Genomic DNA, 21,225 nt, shown 5'->3' with positions numbered 1-21,225 from the left:
CGCCCCAATTCCCGCCATGACCTCCACCGTTGCCCGCTGCCATGCCTTGTTGCCCGCGGCGGGCAGTGGCTCGCGTGCAGGCACGGTGCTGCCCAAGCAATACCAGGCCTTGCTGGGCCGCCCGCTGCTGGCACACACCCTGGCGGCACTGCGTGCCGTGTCTGCCATCGAGCGCGTGCTGGTGGTGATCGCACCCGATGACGCCCACTGGACCGAGCTGGCGGGCATCGAAGCGGTTCGCCGCGGCGGCGCCACGCGTGCCGAGAGCGTGTTCAACGGGCTGCAGGCATTGCGCGAGTCGGGTGTGCCCGACAACGACTGGGTGCTGGTGCACGACGCCGCGCGCTGCCTCGTTACCCCACAGGAAATCGGCGCACTGATCGATGCCTGTCGCGACGACCCGGTGGGCGGCCTGCTGGCCTTGCCCCTGCCCGATACCCTCAAGGCCGAAGCCGGTGGGCGCGTGCAGCAGACCGTACCCCGCGAGCACAAGTGGCTGGCGCAGACGCCGCAGATGTTCCGCCTGGGTGACCTGCACGCCGCATTGGCGGTTGCGCGCGCCAGCGGCTTTGCGGGCATCACCGACGAAGCCAGCGCCATCGAGCGCAGCGGTGCGCAGCCCCGGTTGGTGGAAGGCCGCGCCAGCAATCTCAAGGTCACCTATCCGCACGACTTCGCATTGGCCGAAGCCATCCTCAGGAGCCGTACATGAGCACGCTTCGCATCGGCGAAGGCTGGGACGTCCACCGCCTCGTCACCGACCGCCCGCTGGTGCTGGGCGGCATCACCGTGCCGCACACGCATGGCCTGCTTGGCCATTCCGACGCCGACGCCCTGTTGCACGCCATCACCGATGCGCTGCTTGGTGCGGCCGCGCTGGGCGACATCGGTCGCCACTTCCCGGACACCGACGAACGCTTCAAAGGTGCCGATTCGGGCGTGCTGCTGGCCGAGGCTGCGCGTCGTGTGCGGGCGGCGGGCTACGCGATCGGCAACATCGACAGCACCGTCATCGCGCAAGCGCCCAAACTGGCGCCGCACATCCCGGCCATGGTCGAGCGCATCGCAGCGCTGCTCGATCTGCAGCCCTCGCAGGTGAACGTGAAGGCCAAGACGGCCGAGAAGCTGGGCCCGGTGGGGCGGGGTGAAGCGATCGAGGCGCGCGCGGTGGTGTTGCTGATTGCCGGATAGCGCAGACGGCGCGACGCGGGGTCGTTCGTGTCACCCCGCACGGCGCAGCTTGATGTGCGCCGCCAGCCCCCCGGTGCTGCTGTTGGCCAGCGCGAAGCGCCCGCCCATGCGCGCGACGGCGCGTTCCACAATGGCCAGGCCGAGACCCGTGCCGGTGGCGTCCGAGCGCGCCGCGTCGCCGCGGAAGAAGGGTTGTGTGAGTTGCGTGAGCTGTTCGGGGCTGACGCCCTGGCCGTGGTCGCGCAGCTTCACCAGCACCGCATCGTCCTTGGGTTTGGCGGCGATGTCGATCTGCACCACGCCGGTGTCGGGGTTGCGGCCATAGCGGACCGCGTTTTCCAGCAGGTTGCTGAACACGCGCTTGAGCTCCACCGCATCGCCCATCACCCGCGTGTCCGACTCGATACGCGTCTTGATGATGGTGTTGGGGTCATCGCCGAGCGAGAACACGGCGGCATCGATCACCTCATTGAGGCTGACCTCGGTGGCCTGCAGGTTGTCCGGGCGCGCGTAGTCGAGGAACTTGTCGATGATGGCGTTGACCTGCTCGATATCGGCCGACATGTGCTCGCGCGCCTGCGGATCGGCCACGCTCATCTCGGTCTCCAGCCGCAGCCGGGCCAATGGTGTTCGCAGGTCGTGCGAAATGCCGGCGAGCATGAGCGCGCGATCCTGCTCGATCTTGGACAGCCGCTGCGCCATGCGGTTGAAGCCGATGTTGACTTCGCGGATTTCGCTGGTGGCCACGGTCTCGTTGAGCTGGCTGGCGTTGAAGTCGCCCTCGCGCACACGGCTGGCCGCGAACGAGAGTTTCTTGAGCGGGCGGTTGATGAGGCGCGCGATCAGCGCGGCACCCGTGAGCGAGAGCAGGGCGGCCGTGCCAAGCCAGATGAGCCAGGTGGTGCCGGCCACCGGGCCGATGCGTGAGGGGTCGGTCAGCAGCCAGTACTGGTCGCCATCGATGGTGAAGCCGATCCACAGACCTGTCTGTCCGTTGACCTCGCGCGCAACCACCGTGTCGGCGCCCAGCCGCATCTGCAACTGGCTGGCCACGTTGCGACTCAGGGCGTCGACGTCGTAGACCTTGAAGGTGTCGTTGGGCTCACGCGGGGCAATGCGCAGGCCTTCTTCCGCGGCCAGCGTCTTGACCAGTGAGACGCGTGCGATCGCGTCCGAATGCACCAGGGCGGCACGGCTGAGGTTGACCAGGGAGGCCAGCTGCTGCGCACTCTGCAGCGCCCGGGGTTCGTACTCCAGTGCGCGAAAGGTCTGCAGCCAGGCCACGATGCAACCGGTGAGCAGCAGCGTGAGGAAGAAGAAGGTGCGCCAGAACAGGCTCACGCCGCGCGTGGGCCGCACCTCCAGCGGCGCCGGCGCGGTCTCCAGCGAGGTGGGTTCGGTCTCGAACGGGACGCGCGATTCGCTGTCCATTGCCATGCAAGGCCTTCAGGAGTTGCCATCCGGCACGAAAACGTAGCCCACGCCCCACACCGTCTGCAGGTAGCGCGGCGAGGAGGCATCCTCCTCGATCAGCTTGCGCAGGCGCGAGACCTGAACATCCAGGCTGCGATCGAAGGGCTCGAACTCCCGCCCGCGTGCCAACTGGGCCAGTTTCTCGCGCGACAGCGGCTGGCGCGGGTGGCGCACCAGCGCCTTGAGCATCGCGAACTCGCCGGTGGTCAGCGGCAGGTCCTGGCCATCCTTGCGAAGGGTTCGAAGGCTGAGATCGAATTCGTAGGGTCCGAACTTCACGACCTCGGCATCCTGCGAGGGTGCGCCAGGCACCTCGGCGGGCGGGCGGCGCCGCAGCACCGCATGAATGCGTGCCAACAGCTCGCGCGGATTGAAGGGCTTGCCCAGATAGTCGTCGGCGCCCACCTCGAGGCCGACAATGCGGTCCACATCCTCGCTCTTGGCCGTCAGCATGATGATGGGGGTGCGATCACCGTTGGCGCGCAGGCGCCGGCAGATCGACAGACCGTCCTCGCCCGGCATCATGAGGTCGAGCACGATGAGGTCCACGGCCTCTCGCTGCAGCACGCGGTTGAGGGCCTTGCCGTCTTCGGCCAGCATGACCTCGAAGCCTTCCTGCATGAGGTAGCGGCGCAACAGGTCGCGGATGCGTACGTCGTCATCGACGACCAGCACCTTGTTCGGACGCGAGTGGTTCTGTGGCATGGGTGCAACTTCCGTGAAATGTAACAAACGCGATTCTGGCAGCGGCAAGTGCTTGTCAATGCTCGTTTTTTGTTTTCTTGACAGGTGGTTACAGATATTGCCTGCACTGTCAGTGACTTGACCTGCAGGTCACTCGCACAATGATCCGTCTGGCCATACTCGACCGCACCATGAAGTCCATCTGGATGGGATCCCTTGCCATGCTGAGCGCCAGCCTTGCGCTCGCAAACGCCGAACGTGCGCGCGACGAGTTTCGCGTGCCGGCGCACGATGCAGCGGCGGTGATGCCCATTTCGGTCGACGGCGGCGATGCGCGCGCACCCACGCGTTTGCGCGATGCCTTGCGCCAGCCGTTTGACGACATGGACGACGGGGCCAAACCGTTTCGCCTGTCCGTGGAGGAGCGTCAGCGCCTTCGCGAGCAGTTGCGCGAACAGCCCCCTTTCGAGTCCAGCCGCAAACAACACTGAACCCCCCAATATTTCCCATGACCCTTTCACTGCCGACCCGCCGTGTGCCGGTCGCGTGGCGCCGTGCGCTCGCGACCACCGCCTTGTTGTGTGCTGCGACCGCGCCCGTCTGGGCCCAGGCCGCCGAGGTGCCCGCCAACATCGTGAGCCTGTCCGCCAGCGGCCACATGGAGGTGCCGCAGGACTGGCTGACCGTGGTGCTGGGCACCACCAAGGAGGGTGCCGATCCGGTGACGGTGCAGAACCAGCTCAAGCAGGCGGTGGATTCGGCACTGGCCGCCGCCCAGGGCCAGGCGCGGCCGCAGCAGCTCGAGGTGCGCACCGGCAACCTGCGTCTGTTCCCGCGCTATGGCAGCAATGGCCGCATCAGCGGCTGGCAGGGCCAGGCCGAGGTTGTGATCGAGGGACGCGATATCGCCCGCATCGGCGAGGTCTCCGGGCGCATCCAGTCCATGACGGTCTCAAGCATGGGTTTCTCGCTCTCGCGTGAGGCCCGCCTCGCGCTGGAATCGCAGGTGCAGACCCAAGCCATCGAGCGCTTCCGCGCCCGCGCCACCGAGGTGGCCAAGGGTTTCGGGTTCGCCGGCTACACGTTGCGCGAGGTGTCGGTCAGCTCGGCCGACATGCCCGAGCGACCAGTGCCGCGCATGGTGGCGATGGAGGCCAAGGCCGCAGCCAGCGACATGGCCATTCCCACCGCTGCCGGCACCGCGACGGTGAGCGTCACGGTCTCCGGCGCCATCCAGTTGCGTTGAGGCTTCGCCGTCAGCGCGGCGGCATCACTGGGCGGCCCAGCCGCCGTCCATGTTCCAGGCCACGCCGCGCACGTTGTTGCCGGCGGCCGAGCAGAAGAACACGGCCAGTTCGCCCAGTTCCTCGGCGGTGGTGAACTGCATCGACGGTTCCTTCTCGCCCAACAGGCGCTTGATGGCTTCCTCGTTGCTCAGGCCCAGTGCTGCGGCCTTGGCGTCCACCTGTTTCTGCACCAGCGGCGTAAGCACCCAACCGGGGCAGATGGCGTTGCAGGTCACGCCGGTGGTGGCGGTCTCCAGCGCCGTCACCTTGGTGAGACCCACGATGCCGTGCTTGGCGGCCACGTAGGCCGACTTCTCCGCCGACCCCACCAGACCATGCACCGATGCCACATTGATGATGCGCCCCCAGTTGGCCGCGCGCATGGCCGGCAGCGCCAGGCGGCTGGTGTGAAACGCGCTCGTGAGGTTGATGGCGATCACCGCATCCCAGCGTTCCACCGGAAAGTCCTCGACCTTCGCCACGTGCTGGATGCCGGCGTTGTTCACCAGAATGTCCACGCGGCCGAAGCTCTGCTGGGCGTAGGCCATCATGGCCTCGATCTCCGCCGGCTTGCTCATGTCCGCGCCGTGGTAGCCCACCTTCACGCCCAGTGCAGCAACCTGCGCCTTCGGGCCTTCGGCATCGCCGAAGCCATTGAGCACCACGTTGGCTCCCTGGCGCGCCAGGGCTTTGGCAATGCCAAGGCCGATGCCGCTGGTGGATCCTGTGACGAGGGCGGTTTTTCCGGCAAGCATGGGTCTCTCCAGTTCCATTACGATTGTTTGAACAAGGTCCTTCCGATTATGGTGGACCGGACCAGCCCCGATACGCCATGAACGAACCCGTCCTCCAGCACATCACCGTGAGTGGAGCGGCCGCGCGTGACGGGACGGCGCGGCGCATGGCGTTCTGGGACTGGCCCAGTGCCGATCCCACCAGCCACCACGTGGTCTTGTGCGTGCACGGCTTGTCGCGCCAGGGGCGCGATTTCGACACCCTGGCCCGCGCGCTGCAACCGCGCTGCCGTGTGATCGCGGTGGATGTTGCCGGGCGTGGCCACAGCGACTGGCTGGCCGATCCCATGCACTATCAGGTGCCCACCTATGTGGGCGATCTGGCCGTGCTGCTCGCCCGCCTGCGCCAGGATGACCCTGCGGTTCGCATCGACTGGGTTGGCACCAGCATGGGGGGGTTGATCGGCATGGGTGTGGCGGCACAACCCACGCTGGCCCCCGCGCGGCTGGTGCTCAACGACGTCGGCCCGGTGGTGCAGTGGGAAGCGCTGCTGCGCATCGGCAACTACCTTGGCAAGGACCCGGCGTTCGACACCGAGCAAGCGGCCATCGACTACCTGGCCAGCATCTCGCAGGGCTTCGGCCCACACACGCCGGTTCAATGGCGCGCATTGAACCTGCCCATGCTGCGGGTGCGCGACGGCCGCTATCGGCTGCACTACGACCCGTCGATCGCGGTGCCCGTGAAAGCCATGCTCGACAAGCTGGACCAGCAAGCCATGCAGCAGGCGGTGCGCGAAGGCGAGGCAGCGCTCTGGGATCTGTACGACGCGATCGCCTGCCCCACGCTGCTGTTGCGCGGCGAGCAGTCCGACCTGCTGAGCGCAACGACCGCACAGGCCATGGGCCAGCGCGGCCCGCGCCCGCGCTGCATCACCTTCGCTGGCGTGGGCCACGCGCCCACGCTGATGGCCTCTGACCAGGTGGCCGCGGTGCGCGATTTCCTGTGGTCGCCATGAAGCGCGCCCTGTCTGCTGGCGAACTCGCCGATGCGCCGACCTCGGCCATCGTGGCGGCCACGGCGGCGGGCCTGCCGCACCAGGCCAACGCGCTGGCGCGTGCGCGCGCCTTCGCCGAGCCGCTGCTGGCCAGCGAGCAACTCGACACCGGGGAGAACACGCTTGCGCATGCCGATGCGGTGGCCCGCATCCTTGCCGACATCGGCGGCTCGGAAGCGATGCAGGCCGTGACGTATCTGGTGTACGCCTGCCAGCACCTGAACCGACCGCAGGAGGTCATCGCCAAAGCCTTCGGTGAGCAGCATGCTGCGCTGGCACTGGAGACCACCAAGCTGGTGCAGTTGCAGCGCCAGACGCGCACCAAGGCGGCACAAGCGCAGGCGAAAAAGCTCGAGGAACGCCAGGCCGCGCAGGACGCAGGGCAACCCGCGCCCGGGCTGTCCAAGGCGCCGGTGTCGGAGCTGGCGGCGAGCCAGACCGAGAACGTGCGCAAGATGTTGCTGGCTTTTTCGCGCGACCTGCGGGTCGTGATGCTGCGCCTGGCCTCGCGCCTGCAGACCTTGCGCTACTTCGCGGCCTGCAAGGGCGAGCCTGGCGAAGCGCTGGCCAGCGAATCGCTGCACGTGTTCGCGCCGCTGGCCAACCGGCTCGGCATCTGGCAGATCAAGTGGGAGATGGAGGACCTGGCGTTTCGCTTCCTGGAGCCGCAGACCTACAAGGAAGTGGCGCGTCTGCTCGACGAGAAGCGTGCCGAGCGCGAGGCGCACGTGGAGCAGGTGCGCGAGCAGTTGCAAAGCGCGCTGCGTGCGCAAGGCATCGAGGCTGTGGTGCAGGGGCGGCCCAAGCACATCTACAGCATCGTCAGGAAGATGCGCGGCAAGTCGCTCGATTTCGAGCAGGTGTTTGACATCCGCGCGCTGCGGGTGGTGGTGCCCGAGACCGCGGACTGTTACGCCGTGCTGGCGCACGTGCACGCGCAGTTCACGCCCGTGCCCGAGGAGTTCGACGACTACATCGCCAAGCCCAAGCCGAACGGCTATCAATCCCTGCACACCGTGGTGCGCGATGCGCAGGGGAGGGCGTTCGAAATCCAGATCCGCACCCAGGCCATGCACGACCACGCCGAGCACGGCGTCGCCGCGCACTGGGCGTACAAGGAGGCAGGGGCCAAGGGCTACGCCGGCGTGTCGGCCAACTCGGAGTACGACGCCAAGATCGCGGTGCTGCGTCAGCTGCTGGCATGGGAGCGCGACCTGAGCGGCATGGCGCAGGGGCTGTTCGACGACCGCATCTACGTGCTCACGCCCAACGCAGCCATCGTGGAATTGCCGCAAGGCGCCACACCGGTGGATTTCGCCTACACCGTGCACACCGACCTGGGCCACCGCTGCCGCGGCGCCAAGGTCGATGGCGCCATGGTGCCGTTGAACACGCCGCTGCAGAACGGGCAGACCGTGGAGATCACGGCGGCCAAGGAAGGCGGCCCCTCGCGTGACTGGCTCAACGCCGACCTGGGCTACCTGGTGGGTCACCGTGCCAAGAGCAAGGTGCGGGCGTGGTTCAACGCGCAGGCGCTTGCAGAAACGATTGCGCGTGGACGCGAAGCGGTGGAAAAACTGCTGCAGCGCGAAGGCCGCACCGCGTTGAAGTTCGAGGACCTGGCGCTCGAGATGGACCTGGGCAGCGCCGACGAGTTGTTTGAACTGGTCGGCAAGGACGAACTGTCGTTGCGTGCGATCGAGACCCACCTTCGACCGCCCGAGCCCGAAGCGGCCCCCGAGCCGACCAGTTGGGTGCGCAAGCCACGCCGTGGCGCCGAGGGGCGCTCGGGTGACGTGCTGGTGGTGGGGGTCGGCTCGCTCATGACGCAGTTGGCCAAGTGCTGCAAGCCGGCGCCGCCTGACGAGATCTGCGGTTTCGTCACGCGCGGCAAGGGCGTGAGCATCCACCGGGCCGACTGCACCGACTTCGCCCACCTCAGGCGCAAGAGCCCGGATCGCGTCATCGAGGTCGATTGGAGCGGCCGGGCCGGCGACGCCCGCGACGGCAAGTCCGCCCTGTACCCGGTGGACGTGGCGATCGAAGCCCTCGATCGACAGGGGTTGCTGCGCGACATTTCGGATGTGTTTGCGCGAGAGAAGATGAACGTGATCGGTGTGCAGACCCAGTCGGTCAAGGGGGTGGCCTGGATGACATTCACCATCGAAGTGGCCGACGCGCGCCAGGTGGCGCGCGCCATGTCGGTGGTGGGCGACGTCAACGGCGTGCGAACGGTGCGCCGCAAGTGAGGGCCTTGACTGCTGCTATACTGCGAGGCTTCGAATCGATCGAAGGCGCGTAGCTCAGCTGGTTAGAGCACCACCTTGACATGGTGGGGGTCGTTGGTTCGAGTCCAATCGCGCCTACCAGATGCAAACCCCCGCAGGTCCCCGGCCTGCTAGCCGTTCGGTTAAGGGGTTGATAACGACCACTTCGGTGGTCGTTTTTCATTGCAGGACAACGACTTAGAGAGCCCACTGCTGACCAAGAAAAAGCGCCGGACAAGTCCGGCGCTAAGTGCTTGAATCAGCTGAAGATTTCCGCCTAGTCTGTTCGCTTAGCAACTCCTTTATGGAACGGCTAGCCCCGGCCTGCGGGGGTTTTTGTTTGTTGCACCGCACAGGGAAAACCATGCCCGGCGGGTTCGCGGTGCGTTCCTAGAATGCGCGGATGGCCACCAAAACCAAGACCGAACCGGGGGGAGCGCGCGGCGTGCGCGTGATCAAGAAGTACCCCAACCGCAGGCTCTACGACACCGACACGTCCTCGTACATCACGCTGGCCGAGGTGAAGGCGCTCGTGATGGACAGCGAGCCCTTCGTGGTGCGCGATGCCAAGACCAACGAGGACCTCACCCGCAGCATCCTGCTGCAGATCATCCTCGAGGAAGAGTCTGCCGGAGCGCCCATCTTCACCGAGCAGGTGCTGGCCAACATCATCCGCTTCTACGGGCACTCGATGCAGGGCTTCATGGGTGCCTACCTGGAGAAGAACATCCAGATCTTCATGGACCTGCAGCACAAGATGGCCGAACAAAGCGGCGGTGCCATCAACCCGGAGGCCTGGCAGCAGTTCATGAACATGCAGTCGCCCATGATGCAGGGAATGATGGGCACGTACCTGGAGCAGTCCCGCACCGCGTTCACGCAGATGCAGGAGCAGATGCAGAAGAACAGCGAGCAGATGCTGGCGGCGCTCGGCCTCAAGCGCTGACGCTTTCGCCCCGTCGGGCCGGGTCTGAGACAATCGGGCCCACATGTCAGACACCACCGTCCATCCCGCCACCCCGAGCGCTGCCGCGCCGAGGGTGGGCTTCGTCAGCCTGGGCTGCCCCAAGGCCCTGACGGATTCCGAACTCATCCTCACGCAACTCAGCGCCGAGGGCTACGAGACATCCAAGTCGTTTGCGGGCGCCGATCTGGTGATCGTCAACACCTGTGGCTTCATCGATGACGCCGTCAAGGAGAGCCTCGATGCGATTGGCGAGGCGCTGGCCGAGAACGGCAAGGTCATCGTCACAGGTTGCCTGGGTGCGCGAGAAGGCGAGGGCGGTGGCAACCTGGTGCGCGAAATGCACCCCAGCGTGCTGGCCGTCACCGGCCCGCACGCCACGCACGAGGTCATGGAAGCGGTGCACCAGCACCTGCCCAAACCCCACGATCCCTTCGTGGATCTGGTGCCGCCGCAGGGCATCAAGCTCACCCCGCGGCACTACGCGTACCTCAAGATCAGCGAAGGCTGCAACCATCGCTGCACCTTCTGCATCATCCCCTCCATGCGCGGCGATCTGGTGAGCCGCCCGATCGGTGACGTGCTGACCGAAGCCCGCAAGCTTTTCGAGGCTGGTGTGAAGGAGTTGCTGGTCGTGAGCCAGGACACCTCGGCCTACGGCGTGGACGTGAAGTACCGCACCGGCTTCTGGGACGGCAAGCCCGTCAAGACGCGCTTGTTCGACCTCGTGCGCAGCCTGGGCGAGCTGGCGCAGCCTTTCGGTGCCTGGGTACGCTTGCATTACGTCTATCCCTACCCACATGTGGATGAGATCGTGCCGCTCATGGCCGAGGGCCTGGTGCTGCCGTACCTGGATGTGCCGCTGCAACACAGCCACCCGGACGTGCTCAAGCGCATGAAACGCCCGGCCAGTGGCGAGCGCAACCTCGAGCGCATTGCGCGCTGGCGCGAGATCTGCCCGCAGATCGTTGTGCGCAGCACCTTCATCGCCGGTTTCCCTGGCGAGACCGAGGCCGAGTTCGAGCACCTGATCGATTTCGTGCGCGAGGCGCGTATCGACCGTGCAGGTTGCTTTGCCTATTCGCCGGTGGACGGTGCGGCGGCCAATGCGTTGGCCGATCCCGTGCCCGATGCGCTGCGCGAGGAGCGCCGGGCCCGCTTCATGGCGGTGGCCGAACAGGTCTCGGCAGAAAAGCTGCGCTCACGCATCGGTGCCAACATGCAGGTGCTCGTGGACAGCGCCCCGGGCATGGGCAAGAAAGGCGGTGTGGGCCGCAGCTATGCCGATGCGCCAGAGATCGATGGTGTGGTGCGCTTGTTGCCGCCCGAGAAAATCAGCAAGACGCTCAAGGTGGGGGAGTTCACGCGCGCCCGCATCGTCGACACCGATGGCCACGACCTCGTGGCGGTGCCGGTCTGAGCGTCGTCAGTTCGAGCGTGCGCTTGCCACGCGCGCAAATGAAAAGGGCTTGCAGCTGTTCAGCGTGCAAGCCCTTATATGATTGGTGCCCAAGAGAGGACTCGAACCTCCACGCCTCTCGGCGCTAGTACCTGAAACTAGTGCGTCTACCAATTCCGCCACCTGGGCATCTCAGGAAACCAGCAGTATAGCAGAGAAACAGTGAACGATAAAAACAGCCTGTTGGCCGAATTCGAAGGTGTGGTCTCGGGCCATCGCGATGGCCATGGATTCGTGGTCCGCGACGACGGACAGCCCGACATCTACCTCCCGTCCAACGAAATGCGCGCGGTGCTGCACAAGGACCGGGTGAAAGCGCGCATCGTGCGCCTGGACCGCAAGGGCCGCCCCGAAGGCCGTGTCACCGAAATCATCGAGCGCTCGGACGCGCCCATCATCGGGCGCCTGCTGCAGGAAAGCGGTGTGTGGCTCGTCGCGCCCGAAGACAAGCGCTACGGCCAGGATGTGCTGATCCCCAAAGGGGCCACCGGCTCGGCCAAGCCGGGTCAGGTGGTGGTGGTCGAATTGACCGAGCCGCCCGCGCTCTACGGGCAACCCGTGGGTCGGGTGAAGGAAGTGCTGGGTGAGATCGACGACCCCGGCATGGAAATCGAGATCGCGGTGCGCAAGTACGGCGTGCCGCACGAGTTCTCCGAGGCTGCCCTGGCCCAGGCGCGTGCGCTGCCCGATCACGTGCGTGCGAGCGATCTGCGGCACCGTGTCGATCTGCGCGATGTTCCCCTGGTCACCATCGACGGGGAGGATGCGCGCGATTTCGACGACGCCGTGTATTGCGAACCTGCCCGCGTGGGCAAGGCCAAAGGCTGGCGGTTGCTGGTGGCGATCGCCGACGTGAGCCACTACGTGCAGACCGGCACCGCCATCGACGTGGACGCTTACGACCGCGCAACGTCGGTGTACTTCCCGCGCCGCGTGATCCCCATGCTGCCGGAGAAACTCTCCAATGGTCTGTGCTCCCTCAACCCGGGTGTGGAGCGGCTGTGCATGGTCTGCGACATGCTCATCACCGCCAAGGGCGAGATCCACGCCTATCAGTTCTACCCCGGCGTGATGTTCAGCCACGCGCGATTCACCTACAACGAGGTGGCGGCCATCCTGCAGAACACCCGCGGGCCCGAGGCGCAGAACCGCAAGGCACTGGTGCCGTACCTGCTCAATCTGCATGACGTGTACCGCGCGCTGCTGGCCGCGCGCAACCAGCGCGGTGCGGTCGATTTCGAGACCGTGGAGACGCAGATCGTCTGCGACGAATCCGGTCGCATCGAGAAGATCGTTCCGCGCACGCGCAACGATGCGCACAAGCTGATTGAGGAGGCCATGCTGGCCGCCAACGTGTGCTCGGCTGAATTCATTGCAATGAGCAAGCACCCGGGCCTGTTTCGTGTGCACGAAGGCCCGACGCCCGAGAAGCAGGAGTTGCTGCGCAACTACCTCAAGGCGGTGGGGGTCGGCCTGTCGATCAGCGACGACCCCAAGCCGTCGGAGTTCCAGCAGATCGCCGATGCCACGAAAGACCGGCCCGATTCGCAGCAGATCCACACCATGCTGCTGCGCTCGATGCAGCAGGCCATCTACACGCCGATCAACAGCGGGCACTTCGGTCTCGCTTTCGAGGCTTACACGCACTTCACCAGCCCGATCCGTCGCTACCCGGATCTGCTGGTGCACCGCGTGATCAAGGCCATCCTGCACAAGCAGAAGTACCAGTTGCCGACGCTACCCACGCCGGGCGAGGCCCATGCCAAGCTGAGCAAGCGGCTCGCTTCACGCGTGAAGGCGCCGACCCAGCCGGTGCGCAAGCCCACGGCGGACACCCTGGCCTGGCAGGCGGCAGGGCTGCACTGCAGCGCCAACGAACGCCGTGCCGACGAGGCCAGCCGCGATGTCGAGGCCTGGCTCAAGTGCAAGTACATGCGCGAACACCTGGGCGAGGAGTTCAGCGGCATCGTCACGGCGGTCACGAGTTTCGGCATCTTCGTCACGCTGGATGCGATGTACGTCGAAGGCCTGGTGCACATCACCGAGCTCGGCGGCGAGTACTTCCGCTTCGACGAAGCGCGTCAGGAGTTGCGTGGGGAGCGCACCGGGATCCGCTACGCCCTGGGTTCGCGGGTACAGGTGCAGGTGAGCCGGGTCGATCTCGACGGCAGGCGCATCGATTTCCGGCTCGTCACCGGCAACGATGACGTGGTGCTGCGCGCCATGCGCGACAAGACCGGTACCACCACTCGCGACGAGGCACCTGCGGCGCGCAAGGGCAAGCGGCCCACACACGCCACCAGCGGCGTGGCCGCCAGCATCCCCGATCTGAAATCGGCGGTGCGCAAGGCGGCGGGCAAGAAAGGCTCGGGCAAGCCGCGCGCTGCAGGTCCCAAGCCCAACAAGCGGGGAGGCCGTCGCGGATGACGGCCACCAAAGCGCCCGCCAAGCCCCGCGCCAAACCGGTGGCCCGTGAGCGGCCGCTGCGCATTGGCGTGTCCGCACGCCTGATGCATCACGTGCCACCCGAACTGGGCTTTCGCAACAAGAACCTGCAGTACATCGAGTCGTCGCTGGCGCACTGGATCATGGCGCACGGCGCGGTGGCCTTCATGGTGCCCGCGGTGACACACGACAGCCGCCATGCTGCCCGCCACCTGAAGGTGGAACACGTGGTGCAGGAGCTCGACGCCCTGGTGCTGCAGGGCGGGGCCGATGTGGCGCCGGAGACCTACGGCCAGAAGCCGCTGAAAGACGAATGGCGCGGTGACGTCGTGCGTGATCGCTACGAGCTGGCGCTGCTGCGCAGTTTTCTGGCACAGAAGAAGCCGGTGCTGGGCGTGTGCCGCGGCGCTCAGCTCCTCAACGTGGCCTTCGGCGGTTCGCTGTACCAGGACATTGCCACGCAGTGTCCGAACGCGCACGAGCACATCGACGTCGAGCTCTACGACCAGTTCGAGCACGATGTGACCTTCATCCAGGGCACGCCGCTGGCCGAGCTCTATCCCAAGGCCACGCAGCTGCGCGTGACCAGCATCCACCACCAGGCGGTGGCCGAACTCGGCAAGGGTATCGAGGTGGAGGCCGTGTCCACGCTCGACGGCCTTGTGGAAGCCTTTCGCTGCCCGGGCGAGGCCTACGCGCGTGGCGTGCAATGGCACCCGGAGTTCCACCACGGCCGACAGGCCCTGGCGGACAGCTCGCCCATCATGCTGGACTTCCTGCGCGCCTCGCGCACCGAGGCCATGCGCCGCTTCGATGCCGGTCTGGAGCTCGACCCGCGCGCCCCGAGTGCGCCGCTGCTGCTCTCGGCCTAAACTCCGCGGCCATGCGCATCCTGCTCTTCCTGCTCGATATCCTGTTCTTCATCCTCGTCGGCGCGGCGCTGCTGCGTGCCTGGATGAACCACTTGCGCGTGCCCATGCAGCCGCAGCCGGGTTACTTCGCGATGGCGGTGACGGACTGGCTGGTGCAGCCCTTGCGTCGCGTGCTGCCCGCCGCCATCGGCAAGGGGCGAATCGACGGCGCCAGCCTGGTGGCCGCGGTGTTGCTGGCGGCCCTGCACGCCGCGGTGTGGTTGCTGATTGCCACTGGCGGCGAGTGGTCGGGAGCGGCTTGGGTGCCGTTGGCCTTGCGCTTTCTGCTGCGCACGCTGCTGCAGGGCCTGATGCTGCTGTTGATCGTCTACGCGGTGCTGTCATGGGTGAACCCGCGGGCGCCGGCCATGGGGCTGGTGGACCGCTTGTGCGGACCGATCGTGGCGCCGGTGCGCCGCGTGGTGCCGCTGGTGGGTGGGATCGACCTGTCGGTCCTGATCGTGATCGTGCTGCTGCAGATCGGCCTGATGCTGCTGGGCTGAGGCCGGTCGCAAGCCGGGCCAGCCGGCCGTTCAGAACGGCCGTGCCGCACGCGCCAGCGCGTCTGCGGTGAGTGCCTGGTTGGCAGGCCAGGCGTCCGCCAGGCAGCCATGATGGGCAACGGCAGCGCACGTGGCGGTCCAGGGGTCACGCTCGCCGCGGGCCAATGCCGCGCCGATCAGGCCCGCCAGCACGTCACCGGTGCCGGCCGAGGCCAGTCGCGCATTGCCGCTGGCGTTGATCCAGGGCAGCCGGCCCGGGGCTGCCACCACGGTGCCCGAACCCTTGAGCACCACGATGGCGCGATGGCGCTGCGCCAGCGCTTGCGCCTGGCCCAGGCGGTCGGCCATCACGTCGGCGGTGCTGGAACCCAGCAGACGGGCCGCCTCCAGCGGGTGTGGCGTGAGCACCGTGATGGACCCGCGCGCGGCGCGGGCGTCGAGCAGGGATTGCAGCCCGGTGTCCTGCGCCACGGCGTTGAGCGCATCCGCATCGAGCACCAGGCGTTGTGCGTGGTCCAGGCAGCGCGGCAACCAGGTTCGCACCGCATCGCCACCGCCGCAGCCCGCCACCACGGTGAGCGGCTGATCCGACAGGGCTTGTTGCAGCCGCGCGGGCGAGCGAAACATCAGCTCGGGTTGCATCGGATCCAGGGGGGGAACCGGGTCGTCGCCCACCAGGGCCACAAACACGCGCCCCGCACCGGCGTGCAGCGCAGCGCGGGCAGCCAGCACCGCGGCGCCAGCCATGGCAATGCCCTGCGTGCCGGGTAGCTGTCCGCCGAGGACGCCCACGTCGCCGTAGCACCCCTTGTGGCCGGCGTGCGGGTCGAGCCGTTTCACGTCAGGTTGCGCCCCGAAGCCGCCCCAGGTTGCGGTGGCACTGGCCGACGTGTCACCTGCCCGCAGGTCATCGAACCACACCTCGCCGGCCATGTCGCGTCCGTGGGCCGTGAACAAGCCCGGCTTGAGCGTGAGCAGACTCAGGGTGTGGCGCGGCCCGCGGGGCGCCGCGGAGCGAGCATCGGCCAGTGCATGCTGGCCACTGTCGGCGTCGAGGCCACTGGGCAAGTCGACGGCGAGCACCGGGGCGGGGTGGTTCAACACCGCCCGCAGCCGTGGCGTCAGCGGGCCATCGGGGTCGGCGCGTGCACCCAGGCCGAGCAGCGCGTCGACCACCAGGTCCGCATCGGGCGGTGGCTCGGGCGCCACTGGCACGCCGGCCGCTTGAGCGAGCGCCAGCGCCCAGGCCGCATCGGCGGGCATGCGTGAGGGTTCGGCATCCAGCGTAACCACCAGCGTGCCGCCGCGGGCGAGCATCCATTCGCGCAGATGAACAGCCGCCACCAGGCCGTCGCCGCCGTTGTTGCCGGGACCGCAAGCCACCCAGATGCATCGCGCGTGCGGGTGGAGTGCCCTTGCCAGGCGCGCGACGGACTCTCCGGCGTGCGCCATCAGGGTGTGGGGCGGCAGCGGGGCGGCCATCGCCTGCTCGATGGCGCGCGTTGCGCCGACGTCGTGCAGGGCCTCCAGTCGCGTGGGATCGAGCCGTCTCATGCGGCGGATTTCACCACGCCAGCGGTCACAAACCCAGGCGTGAAGGGCTCAATGCATCCAGTCGCCCATCGACCGCTCCACCAGCCATGGTGTCGGCGAGGTGGCGTGCAGCGCCGCAGGCCAGCGCCCAGCCCATCGTGCCGTGAGCGAGGTTGAGCCAGACCCCGGGTACGCGGCTTGCGCCGATCAAGGGCAGGCCGTCGGCCGACACCAGCGCGGCGCCGCGCCACGTCTGGAGCGCCGACTGCGCACCGCCCAACCGGGCCGCCGCGGGAAACCAGTGCGACATCGTGCGCGCCAGGTGTGCAATGGCGGGACGCTCGGCCCCACCGGCTTCGCCACCCAGGTCCCAGCCTCCGCTGGCGCGAACGCGCTGCCCGAGCCGCGTGATCGTCACGCCCGTCTGGAGGTCCATCACGCCCGATTGGGGGGCATCCATGGGCTCGCGCACCGGCGCGCTGAGCGAGTGCGACCACCAGGGCTGGAACGGCGTGCGAAGCCCGAGCGATCGAAGCAGGTCCGGGGCATCGGAGCCCGTGCACAGCACCGCTGCATCGAATGATTCGGCGGTGCGGTCGGTGGTCAGTTCGACCCCGTCGGCATGGGGCCGCAGCCCTCGTACTGCCTGCTGCGCCTGGAAGCGGCCACCGTTGCGCAGCAACACCTGGCGCATGAGCAGGGTCCATTCGCGGCAATTGGCCACCGCCGGCCCCGTGAGGTGAATGGCGCCTGCGAGCGGGGCTGCGGCATCCAGTGCCGGTTCGATCGCGCGGGCCTCAGCAGCCGAAACGGGGCGCACGCCCAGCCCGAGTTCACGCAGCGTGACCGCCAGGCCCGCAGCTCGGTCGAAGCTGCGTTGGTCCGGCCCCAGCACCAAAAAGCCATCCGAACGGTCGTGGTCGAGCTCCAGCTCGGCTTGCAGCGCGGCGTGGCGTTCCTGCCCGAGCGTGAGCAGGTCGATCAGCGCGGCGCGGGCGTCTGCCGTGCGGCGGCGCCTGGCCGATCGCCATTGGCCCCACCAGGCGAATGCGGGCCATTGCAGTCCGCTGCGCCAGCGCACACCCGGGCCCGGCGCGGACCAGGGCAGCCGAAGCCGAGGCATGGGGTCAGCCCAGGCCAGTGCCCAGGCTGGGTGCAGCAAGCCGGCAGGCGCAAAGCTGCCGGCCTCGGCGGCGGTGGCCCGGCGCTCGAACACGGTCACGGCATGGCCGCACAGCATCAACTCGTACGCGCTGGCAAGGCCGTTGACGCCGGCGCCCACGATGGCAATCTTCATGTATGCAAGCTGTTGGTGGGGAGGGGGCTGCCGGCGATGTATACTCGACAGGCTTTGCACCTGTCACGCCGAGGGCGTTTCAGGCTGGATCGCAAGGCAAATCGCAAACCAGCCCGTCCGGGTGTTGTGTTCTCCGGCTGACCGGGGGAGGCAATCGGGGCTGGATTTTAGACCTAACCTCTGGAAAGTAATCCCATGTCCATTTCCATGCGCGAAATGCTGGAAGCCGGTGTCCATTTCGGTCACCAGACCCGCTTCTGGAACCCCAAGATGGCACCGTACATCTTCGGGCACCGCAACAAGATCCACATCGTCAACCTCGAGAAGACGCTGCCCCTGTTTCAGAATGCGCAGAAGTTCGTGCGTCAACTCGCGTCCAACCGTGGCACGCTGCTCTTCGTGGGCACCAAGCGCCAGTCGCGCGACATCGTGGCCCAGGAAGCCCGCCGCGCCGGCATGCCCTTCGTCGACCAGCGCTGGCTCGGCGGCATGCTGACCAACTTCAAGACCGTCAAGACCTCGATCAAGCGGCTGAAGGACATGCAGGCCCAGAAGGAAGCCGGCCTGGACAGCATGAGCAAGAAAGAGCAGCTCATGTTCAGCCGCGAGATGGAGAAGCTCGAGAAGGACATCGGCGGCATCCAGGACATGACCGCATTGCCCGATGCCATCTTCGTGATCGACGTGGGCTTCCACAAGATCGCCGTGCTTGAAGCCCAGAAACTGGGCATCCCGCTCGTGGGTGTGGTCGACACCAACCACTCGCCCGAGGGCATCGACTACGTCATCCCCGGCAACGACGACTCGGCCCGCGCCGTGGCGCTGTACGCCCGCGGCATCGCTGACGCCGTGCTGGAAGGCCGCGCCAATGCCGTGGCCGACGTGGCCAAGGTGGCCGCCGCCGAAGGCGCCGACGAATTCGTCGAAGTGCCGGAAGACCAGGCCTGATCGCCACCCGCGCGCGGAATCGGGGGCTCGTGTAGCCCCCTTTTCACACCCAGGTTTCACCATTCATCGAAGGCGCCGCACAGCGCGCCCGATCACAGGAGTACAGAGATGGCTGCAATCACCGCAAGCATGGTCGCCGAACTGCGCGCCAAGACCGACGCACCCATGATGGAGTGCAAGAAGGCCCTGACCGAAGCCGACGGCGACATGGCCAAGGCCGAGGAACTGCTGCGCGTCAAGCTCGGCACCAAGGCCGGCAAGGCCGCCAGCCGCGTCACGGCCGAAGGCGTCGTGGCCGCGTCGATCCAGGGCACCACCGGCGCCCTGATCGAAGTCAACTGCGAAACCGACTTCGTCACCAAGAACGACAGCTTCCTGGCGCTGGCCAATGCGGCAGCCCGGCTCGTGGCCGAGCACAACCCGGCCGACGTCGCCGCCCTGGGCGCGCTCGCCTACAGCCAGGACGGCTTCGGCCCCACGCTGGAAGACGTGCGCAAGGGCCTGATCGGCAAGATCGGCGAGAACATGTCGTTCCGCCGCTTCAAGCGCTACAGCGGCGCGGCCAAGCTGGCGAGCTACCTGCACGGCACGCGCATCGGCGTGATCGTGGAGTTCGAGGGTGACGAGGTGGCCGCCAAGGATGTCGCCATGCACGTGGCCGCCATGAAGCCCGTGTCGCTGACCAGCGCCGACGTGCCTGCCGAGTTCATCGAGCGCGAGCGCTCGGTGGCCACCGCCAAGGCCGACGAAGCCAACAAGGAACTGCTGGCCGCCGGCAAGCCGGCGCAGAGCGCCGAGATCGTGGCCAAGCGCATCGATGGTGCGGTGCAGAAGTACCTCAAGGAAGTCTCGCTGTTCAATCAGCCGTTCGTGAAGAACGACAAGCAGACCGTCGAGCAAATGCTCAAGGCCGCCAGCACCACGGTGAAGTCCTTCACCCTGTTCGTGGTGGGCGAGGGCATCGAGAAAAAGGTCGACGACTTCGCCGCCGAGGTGGCCGCGCAGGTCGCTGCCGCCAAGGGGGGCTGAGCGCTCCCGGCATCTGCAGACAACGGGCCGCAAGGCCCGTTGTCTTATGGGTGCCCTGCAGCCCGGTCCGTCACGTCAGACACCCGGCCGCGCCCCGCTACACTTGCCTGCTGAGCGCGCACCGCGAACCGTCCAGAAAGCCTATCCATGCCCGCCTACCAACGGATCCTGCTCAAGCTCTCCGGTGAAGCCCTGATGGGCGACGATGCCTTCGGCATCAACCGCGCGACGATCGTGCGCATCGTCGATGAAATCGCCGACGTCACCCGCCTCGGCGTGCAGGTGGCCATCGTCATCGGTGGCGGCAACATCTTCCGCGGCGTGGCGGGCGGCTCGGTCGGCATGGACCGTGCCACCGCCGACTACATGGGCATGCTGGCCACGGTGATGAACTCGCTGGCACTGGCCGACACCATGAACAAGGCCGGTCTGGTGGCACGCGTGATGTCCGCCATCGCCATCGAGCAGGTGGTCGAGCCCTACGTGCGCCCCAAGGCGTTGCAGTACCTCGAGGAGGGCAAGGTGGTGGTCTTTGCGGCCGGCACCGGCAACCCCTTCTTCACCACCGACACAGCCGCCGCGCTGCGTGGCGCCGAGATCGGGGCCGAGGTGGTGCTCAAGGCCACCAAGGTCGATGGCGTGTACACCGCCGATCCGAACAAGGATCCCGACGCCACGCGCTACAGCACGATTTCCTTCGACGAGGCCATGGTCAAGAACCTGCAGGTGATGGACGCCACCGCGTTCGCGCTCTGCCGCGACCAGAGGCTGCCCGTCAGGGTGTTTTCCATCTTCAAGTCCGGCGCGTTGCGCAACGTGGTCATGGGGGCCGATGAGGGCACCCTGGTTCACGTCTGATCGCCCGCCGTCACAGGAGCACGCATGACCATTGCCGACATCCGCAAGAACGCCGAACACAAGATGCAGCAGTCGATCGACGCGTTCAAGAACAGCCTGACCAAGGTGCGCACCGGGCGCGCCAACCCGGCGCTGCTCGACACGGTGCAGGTGGAGTACTACGGCTCGATGCTGCCGCTGTCGCAGGTGGCCAACCTGTCGCTGCTCGATGCCCGCACCATCGGCGTGGCGCCCTGGGAAAAGGGCATGGGTGCCAAGATCGAGAAGGCCATCCGCGAGTCCGATCTCGGGCTCAACCCCGCCTCCCAGGGTGACCTGATCCGCGTGCCCATGCCGCCGATGACGGAAGAGCGCCGCAAGGAACTGACCAAGGTGGTCAAGGGCGAGGGTGAGCAGGCCAAGATCGCGATCCGCAACCTGCGTCGCGATGCCAACGAGGCGGTCAAGAAGCTGGTGAAAGACAAGATCGCGTCCGAGGACGACGAACGCCGCGCACAGGACGACATCCAGAAACTCACCGACCGCATGATCTCCGAGGTGGACCGACTCGTGGCCGCCAAGGAACAAGACATCATGGCCGTCTGA

At 67.1% G+C, this 21,225-nt stretch carries 20 protein-coding genes and 2 tRNA genes; 16 read left to right on the top strand and 6 right to left on the bottom strand.

The genetic code is table 11. The annotated features are described in order from the left end of the window. Positions 1-16: 16 nt before the first annotated feature. Together ispD and ispF are read left to right on the top strand one after the other, a co-directional pair. Positions 17-712, top strand: coding sequence for a 2-C-methyl-D-erythritol 4-phosphate cytidylyltransferase (ispD, locus tag M3149_RS11270; protein ID WP_251709462.1), 696 nt, complete (start codon positions 17-19; stop codon positions 710-712). Then, positions 709-1,191: a 2-C-methyl-D-erythritol 2,4-cyclodiphosphate synthase gene (ispF, locus tag M3149_RS11265; RefSeq protein WP_251709460.1), complete on the top strand. Its 483-nt coding sequence runs from the start codon at positions 709-711 to the stop codon at positions 1,189-1,191. Before ispD ends, ispF begins: the two co-directional genes overlap by 4 nt. A gap of 30 nt (positions 1,192-1,221) precedes the next feature. On the opposite strand, the gene M3149_RS11260 is transcribed toward ispF, so the two are convergent. Together M3149_RS11260 and ompR are read right to left on the bottom strand one after the other, a co-directional pair. Continuing rightward, positions 1,222-2,622, bottom strand: a complete 1,401-nt coding sequence (locus tag M3149_RS11260; RefSeq protein ID WP_251709579.1) for a sensor histidine kinase — start codon at positions 2,620-2,622, stop codon at positions 1,222-1,224. A gap of 15 nt (positions 2,623-2,637) precedes the next feature. Further along, positions 2,638-3,369 carry an osmolarity response regulator transcription factor OmpR gene (gene ompR / locus M3149_RS11255; protein WP_251709458.1) on the bottom strand — a complete coding sequence of 244 codons (732 nt, stop codon included), beginning with the start codon at positions 3,367-3,369 and terminating at the stop codon, positions 2,638-2,640. Positions 3,370-3,539: 170 nt separating this feature from the next. Here ompR and M3149_RS11250 point away from each other — a divergent pair, with 170 nt between their 5' ends. Together M3149_RS11250 and M3149_RS11245 are read left to right on the top strand one after the other, a co-directional pair. Then, positions 3,540-3,839 (top strand): hypothetical protein, encoded by a 300-nt coding sequence (locus M3149_RS11250; protein ID WP_251709457.1) that lies wholly within the window; start codon positions 3,540-3,542, stop codon positions 3,837-3,839. 17 nt (positions 3,840-3,856) lie between these two features. Further along, on the top strand, positions 3,857-4,594 hold the full coding sequence (locus M3149_RS11245) for an SIMPL domain-containing protein (RefSeq protein ID WP_251709455.1): 738 nt from the start codon (positions 3,857-3,859) through the stop codon (positions 4,592-4,594). A 24-nt stretch (positions 4,595-4,618) separates the two neighbouring features. On the opposite strand, the gene M3149_RS11240 is transcribed toward M3149_RS11245, so the two are convergent. Beyond that, entirely contained in the window at positions 4,619-5,389 is a 771-nt protein-coding gene (locus M3149_RS11240) for a 3-hydroxybutyrate dehydrogenase (RefSeq protein WP_251709453.1), read from the bottom strand. A 77-nt stretch (positions 5,390-5,466) separates the two neighbouring features. Here M3149_RS11240 and M3149_RS11235 point away from each other — a divergent pair, with 77 nt between their 5' ends. The 5 genes from M3149_RS11235 to rimO all read left to right on the top strand — a co-directional run bounded on the left by M3149_RS11235 (position 5,467) and on the right by rimO (position 11,077). After that, entirely contained in the window at positions 5,467-6,387 is a 921-nt protein-coding gene (locus tag M3149_RS11235) for an alpha/beta fold hydrolase (RefSeq protein WP_251709451.1), read from the top strand. Beyond that, positions 6,384-8,675: a RelA/SpoT family protein gene (locus M3149_RS11230; RefSeq protein ID WP_251709449.1), complete on the top strand. Its 2,292-nt coding sequence runs from the start codon at positions 6,384-6,386 to the stop codon at positions 8,673-8,675. The genes M3149_RS11235 and M3149_RS11230 overlap by 4 nt, the downstream gene beginning before the upstream one ends. Positions 8,676-8,718: 43 nt before the next feature. After that, positions 8,719-8,795, top strand: a tRNA-Val gene (locus M3149_RS11225). A 301-nt stretch (positions 8,796-9,096) separates the two neighbouring features. Further along, positions 9,097-9,639 (top strand): polyhydroxyalkanoate synthesis repressor PhaR, encoded by a 543-nt coding sequence (gene phaR / locus M3149_RS11220; protein ID WP_251709448.1) that lies wholly within the window; start codon positions 9,097-9,099, stop codon positions 9,637-9,639. A 43-nt stretch (positions 9,640-9,682) separates the two neighbouring features. After that, positions 9,683-11,077, top strand: a complete 1,395-nt coding sequence (rimO, locus tag M3149_RS11215; protein ID WP_251709446.1) for a 30S ribosomal protein S12 methylthiotransferase RimO — start codon at positions 9,683-9,685, stop codon at positions 11,075-11,077. An 83-nt stretch (positions 11,078-11,160) separates the two neighbouring features. Here rimO and M3149_RS11210 read toward each other — a convergent pair. Next, positions 11,161-11,245 (bottom strand) — tRNA-Leu (locus M3149_RS11210). Positions 11,246-11,278: 33 nt separating this feature from the next. Between M3149_RS11210 and rnr the strand changes: the two genes are divergently transcribed. The 3 genes from rnr to M3149_RS11195 are packed head-to-tail and all read left to right on the top strand — an operon-like array spanning position 11,279 to position 14,975. Beyond that, positions 11,279-13,543, top strand: coding sequence for a ribonuclease R (gene rnr, locus M3149_RS11205; protein ID WP_251709444.1), 2,265 nt, complete (start codon positions 11,279-11,281; stop codon positions 13,541-13,543). Next, positions 13,540-14,433: a gamma-glutamyl-gamma-aminobutyrate hydrolase family protein gene (locus M3149_RS11200; RefSeq protein ID WP_251709443.1), complete on the top strand. Its 894-nt coding sequence runs from the start codon at positions 13,540-13,542 to the stop codon at positions 14,431-14,433. The genes rnr and M3149_RS11200 overlap by 4 nt, the downstream gene beginning before the upstream one ends. Before the next feature lie 11 nt (positions 14,434-14,444). Next, a complete protein-coding gene (locus tag M3149_RS11195; RefSeq protein ID WP_251709441.1) occupies positions 14,445-14,975 on the top strand; it encodes a YggT family protein in 531 nt (176 codons plus the stop codon). Between the two features lie 30 nt (positions 14,976-15,005). Here the strand turns inward: M3149_RS11195 and M3149_RS11190 are convergent, their stop codons facing one another. Together M3149_RS11190 and M3149_RS11185 are read right to left on the bottom strand one after the other, a co-directional pair. Then, the gene (locus M3149_RS11190) at positions 15,006-16,529 is read right to left on the bottom strand and encodes an NAD(P)H-hydrate dehydratase (protein ID WP_251709439.1); all 1,524 of its coding nucleotides are present in this window, start codon (positions 16,527-16,529) and stop codon (positions 15,006-15,008) included. Between the two features lie 25 nt (positions 16,530-16,554). Continuing rightward, on the bottom strand, positions 16,555-17,805 hold the full coding sequence (locus tag M3149_RS11185) for an NAD(P)/FAD-dependent oxidoreductase (RefSeq protein WP_251709437.1): 1,251 nt from the start codon (positions 17,803-17,805) through the stop codon (positions 16,555-16,557). A gap of 195 nt (positions 17,806-18,000) precedes the next feature. On the opposite strand from M3149_RS11185, the gene rpsB reads away from it, so the two are divergent. From rpsB to frr, 4 genes are all read left to right on the top strand, one after another. Further along, the gene (gene rpsB, locus M3149_RS11180; protein WP_251709435.1) at positions 18,001-18,753 is read left to right on the top strand and encodes a 30S ribosomal protein S2; all 753 of its coding nucleotides are present in this window, start codon (positions 18,001-18,003) and stop codon (positions 18,751-18,753) included. Positions 18,754-18,861: 108 nt separating this feature from the next. Continuing rightward, positions 18,862-19,782 carry a translation elongation factor Ts gene (gene tsf / locus M3149_RS11175; RefSeq protein WP_251709433.1) on the top strand — a complete coding sequence of 307 codons (921 nt, stop codon included), beginning with the start codon at positions 18,862-18,864 and terminating at the stop codon, positions 19,780-19,782. Between the two features lie 147 nt (positions 19,783-19,929). Beyond that, positions 19,930-20,640, top strand: coding sequence for a UMP kinase (gene pyrH / locus M3149_RS11170; RefSeq protein ID WP_251709431.1), 711 nt, complete (start codon positions 19,930-19,932; stop codon positions 20,638-20,640). Positions 20,641-20,664: 24 nt separating this feature from the next. Then, on the top strand, positions 20,665-21,225 hold the full coding sequence (gene frr / locus M3149_RS11165; RefSeq protein ID WP_251709429.1) for a ribosome recycling factor: 561 nt from the start codon (positions 20,665-20,667) through the stop codon (positions 21,223-21,225).

The sequence above is a fragment of the Hydrogenophaga intermedia genome (assembly GCF_023715105.1).
GTDB lineage: Bacteria > Pseudomonadota > Gammaproteobacteria > Burkholderiales > Burkholderiaceae_C > Hydrogenophaga > Hydrogenophaga intermedia_A.
The sequence above is the reverse complement of the archived record's forward strand: the minus strand, read 5'-3'. Positions and strand labels throughout refer to the sequence as shown.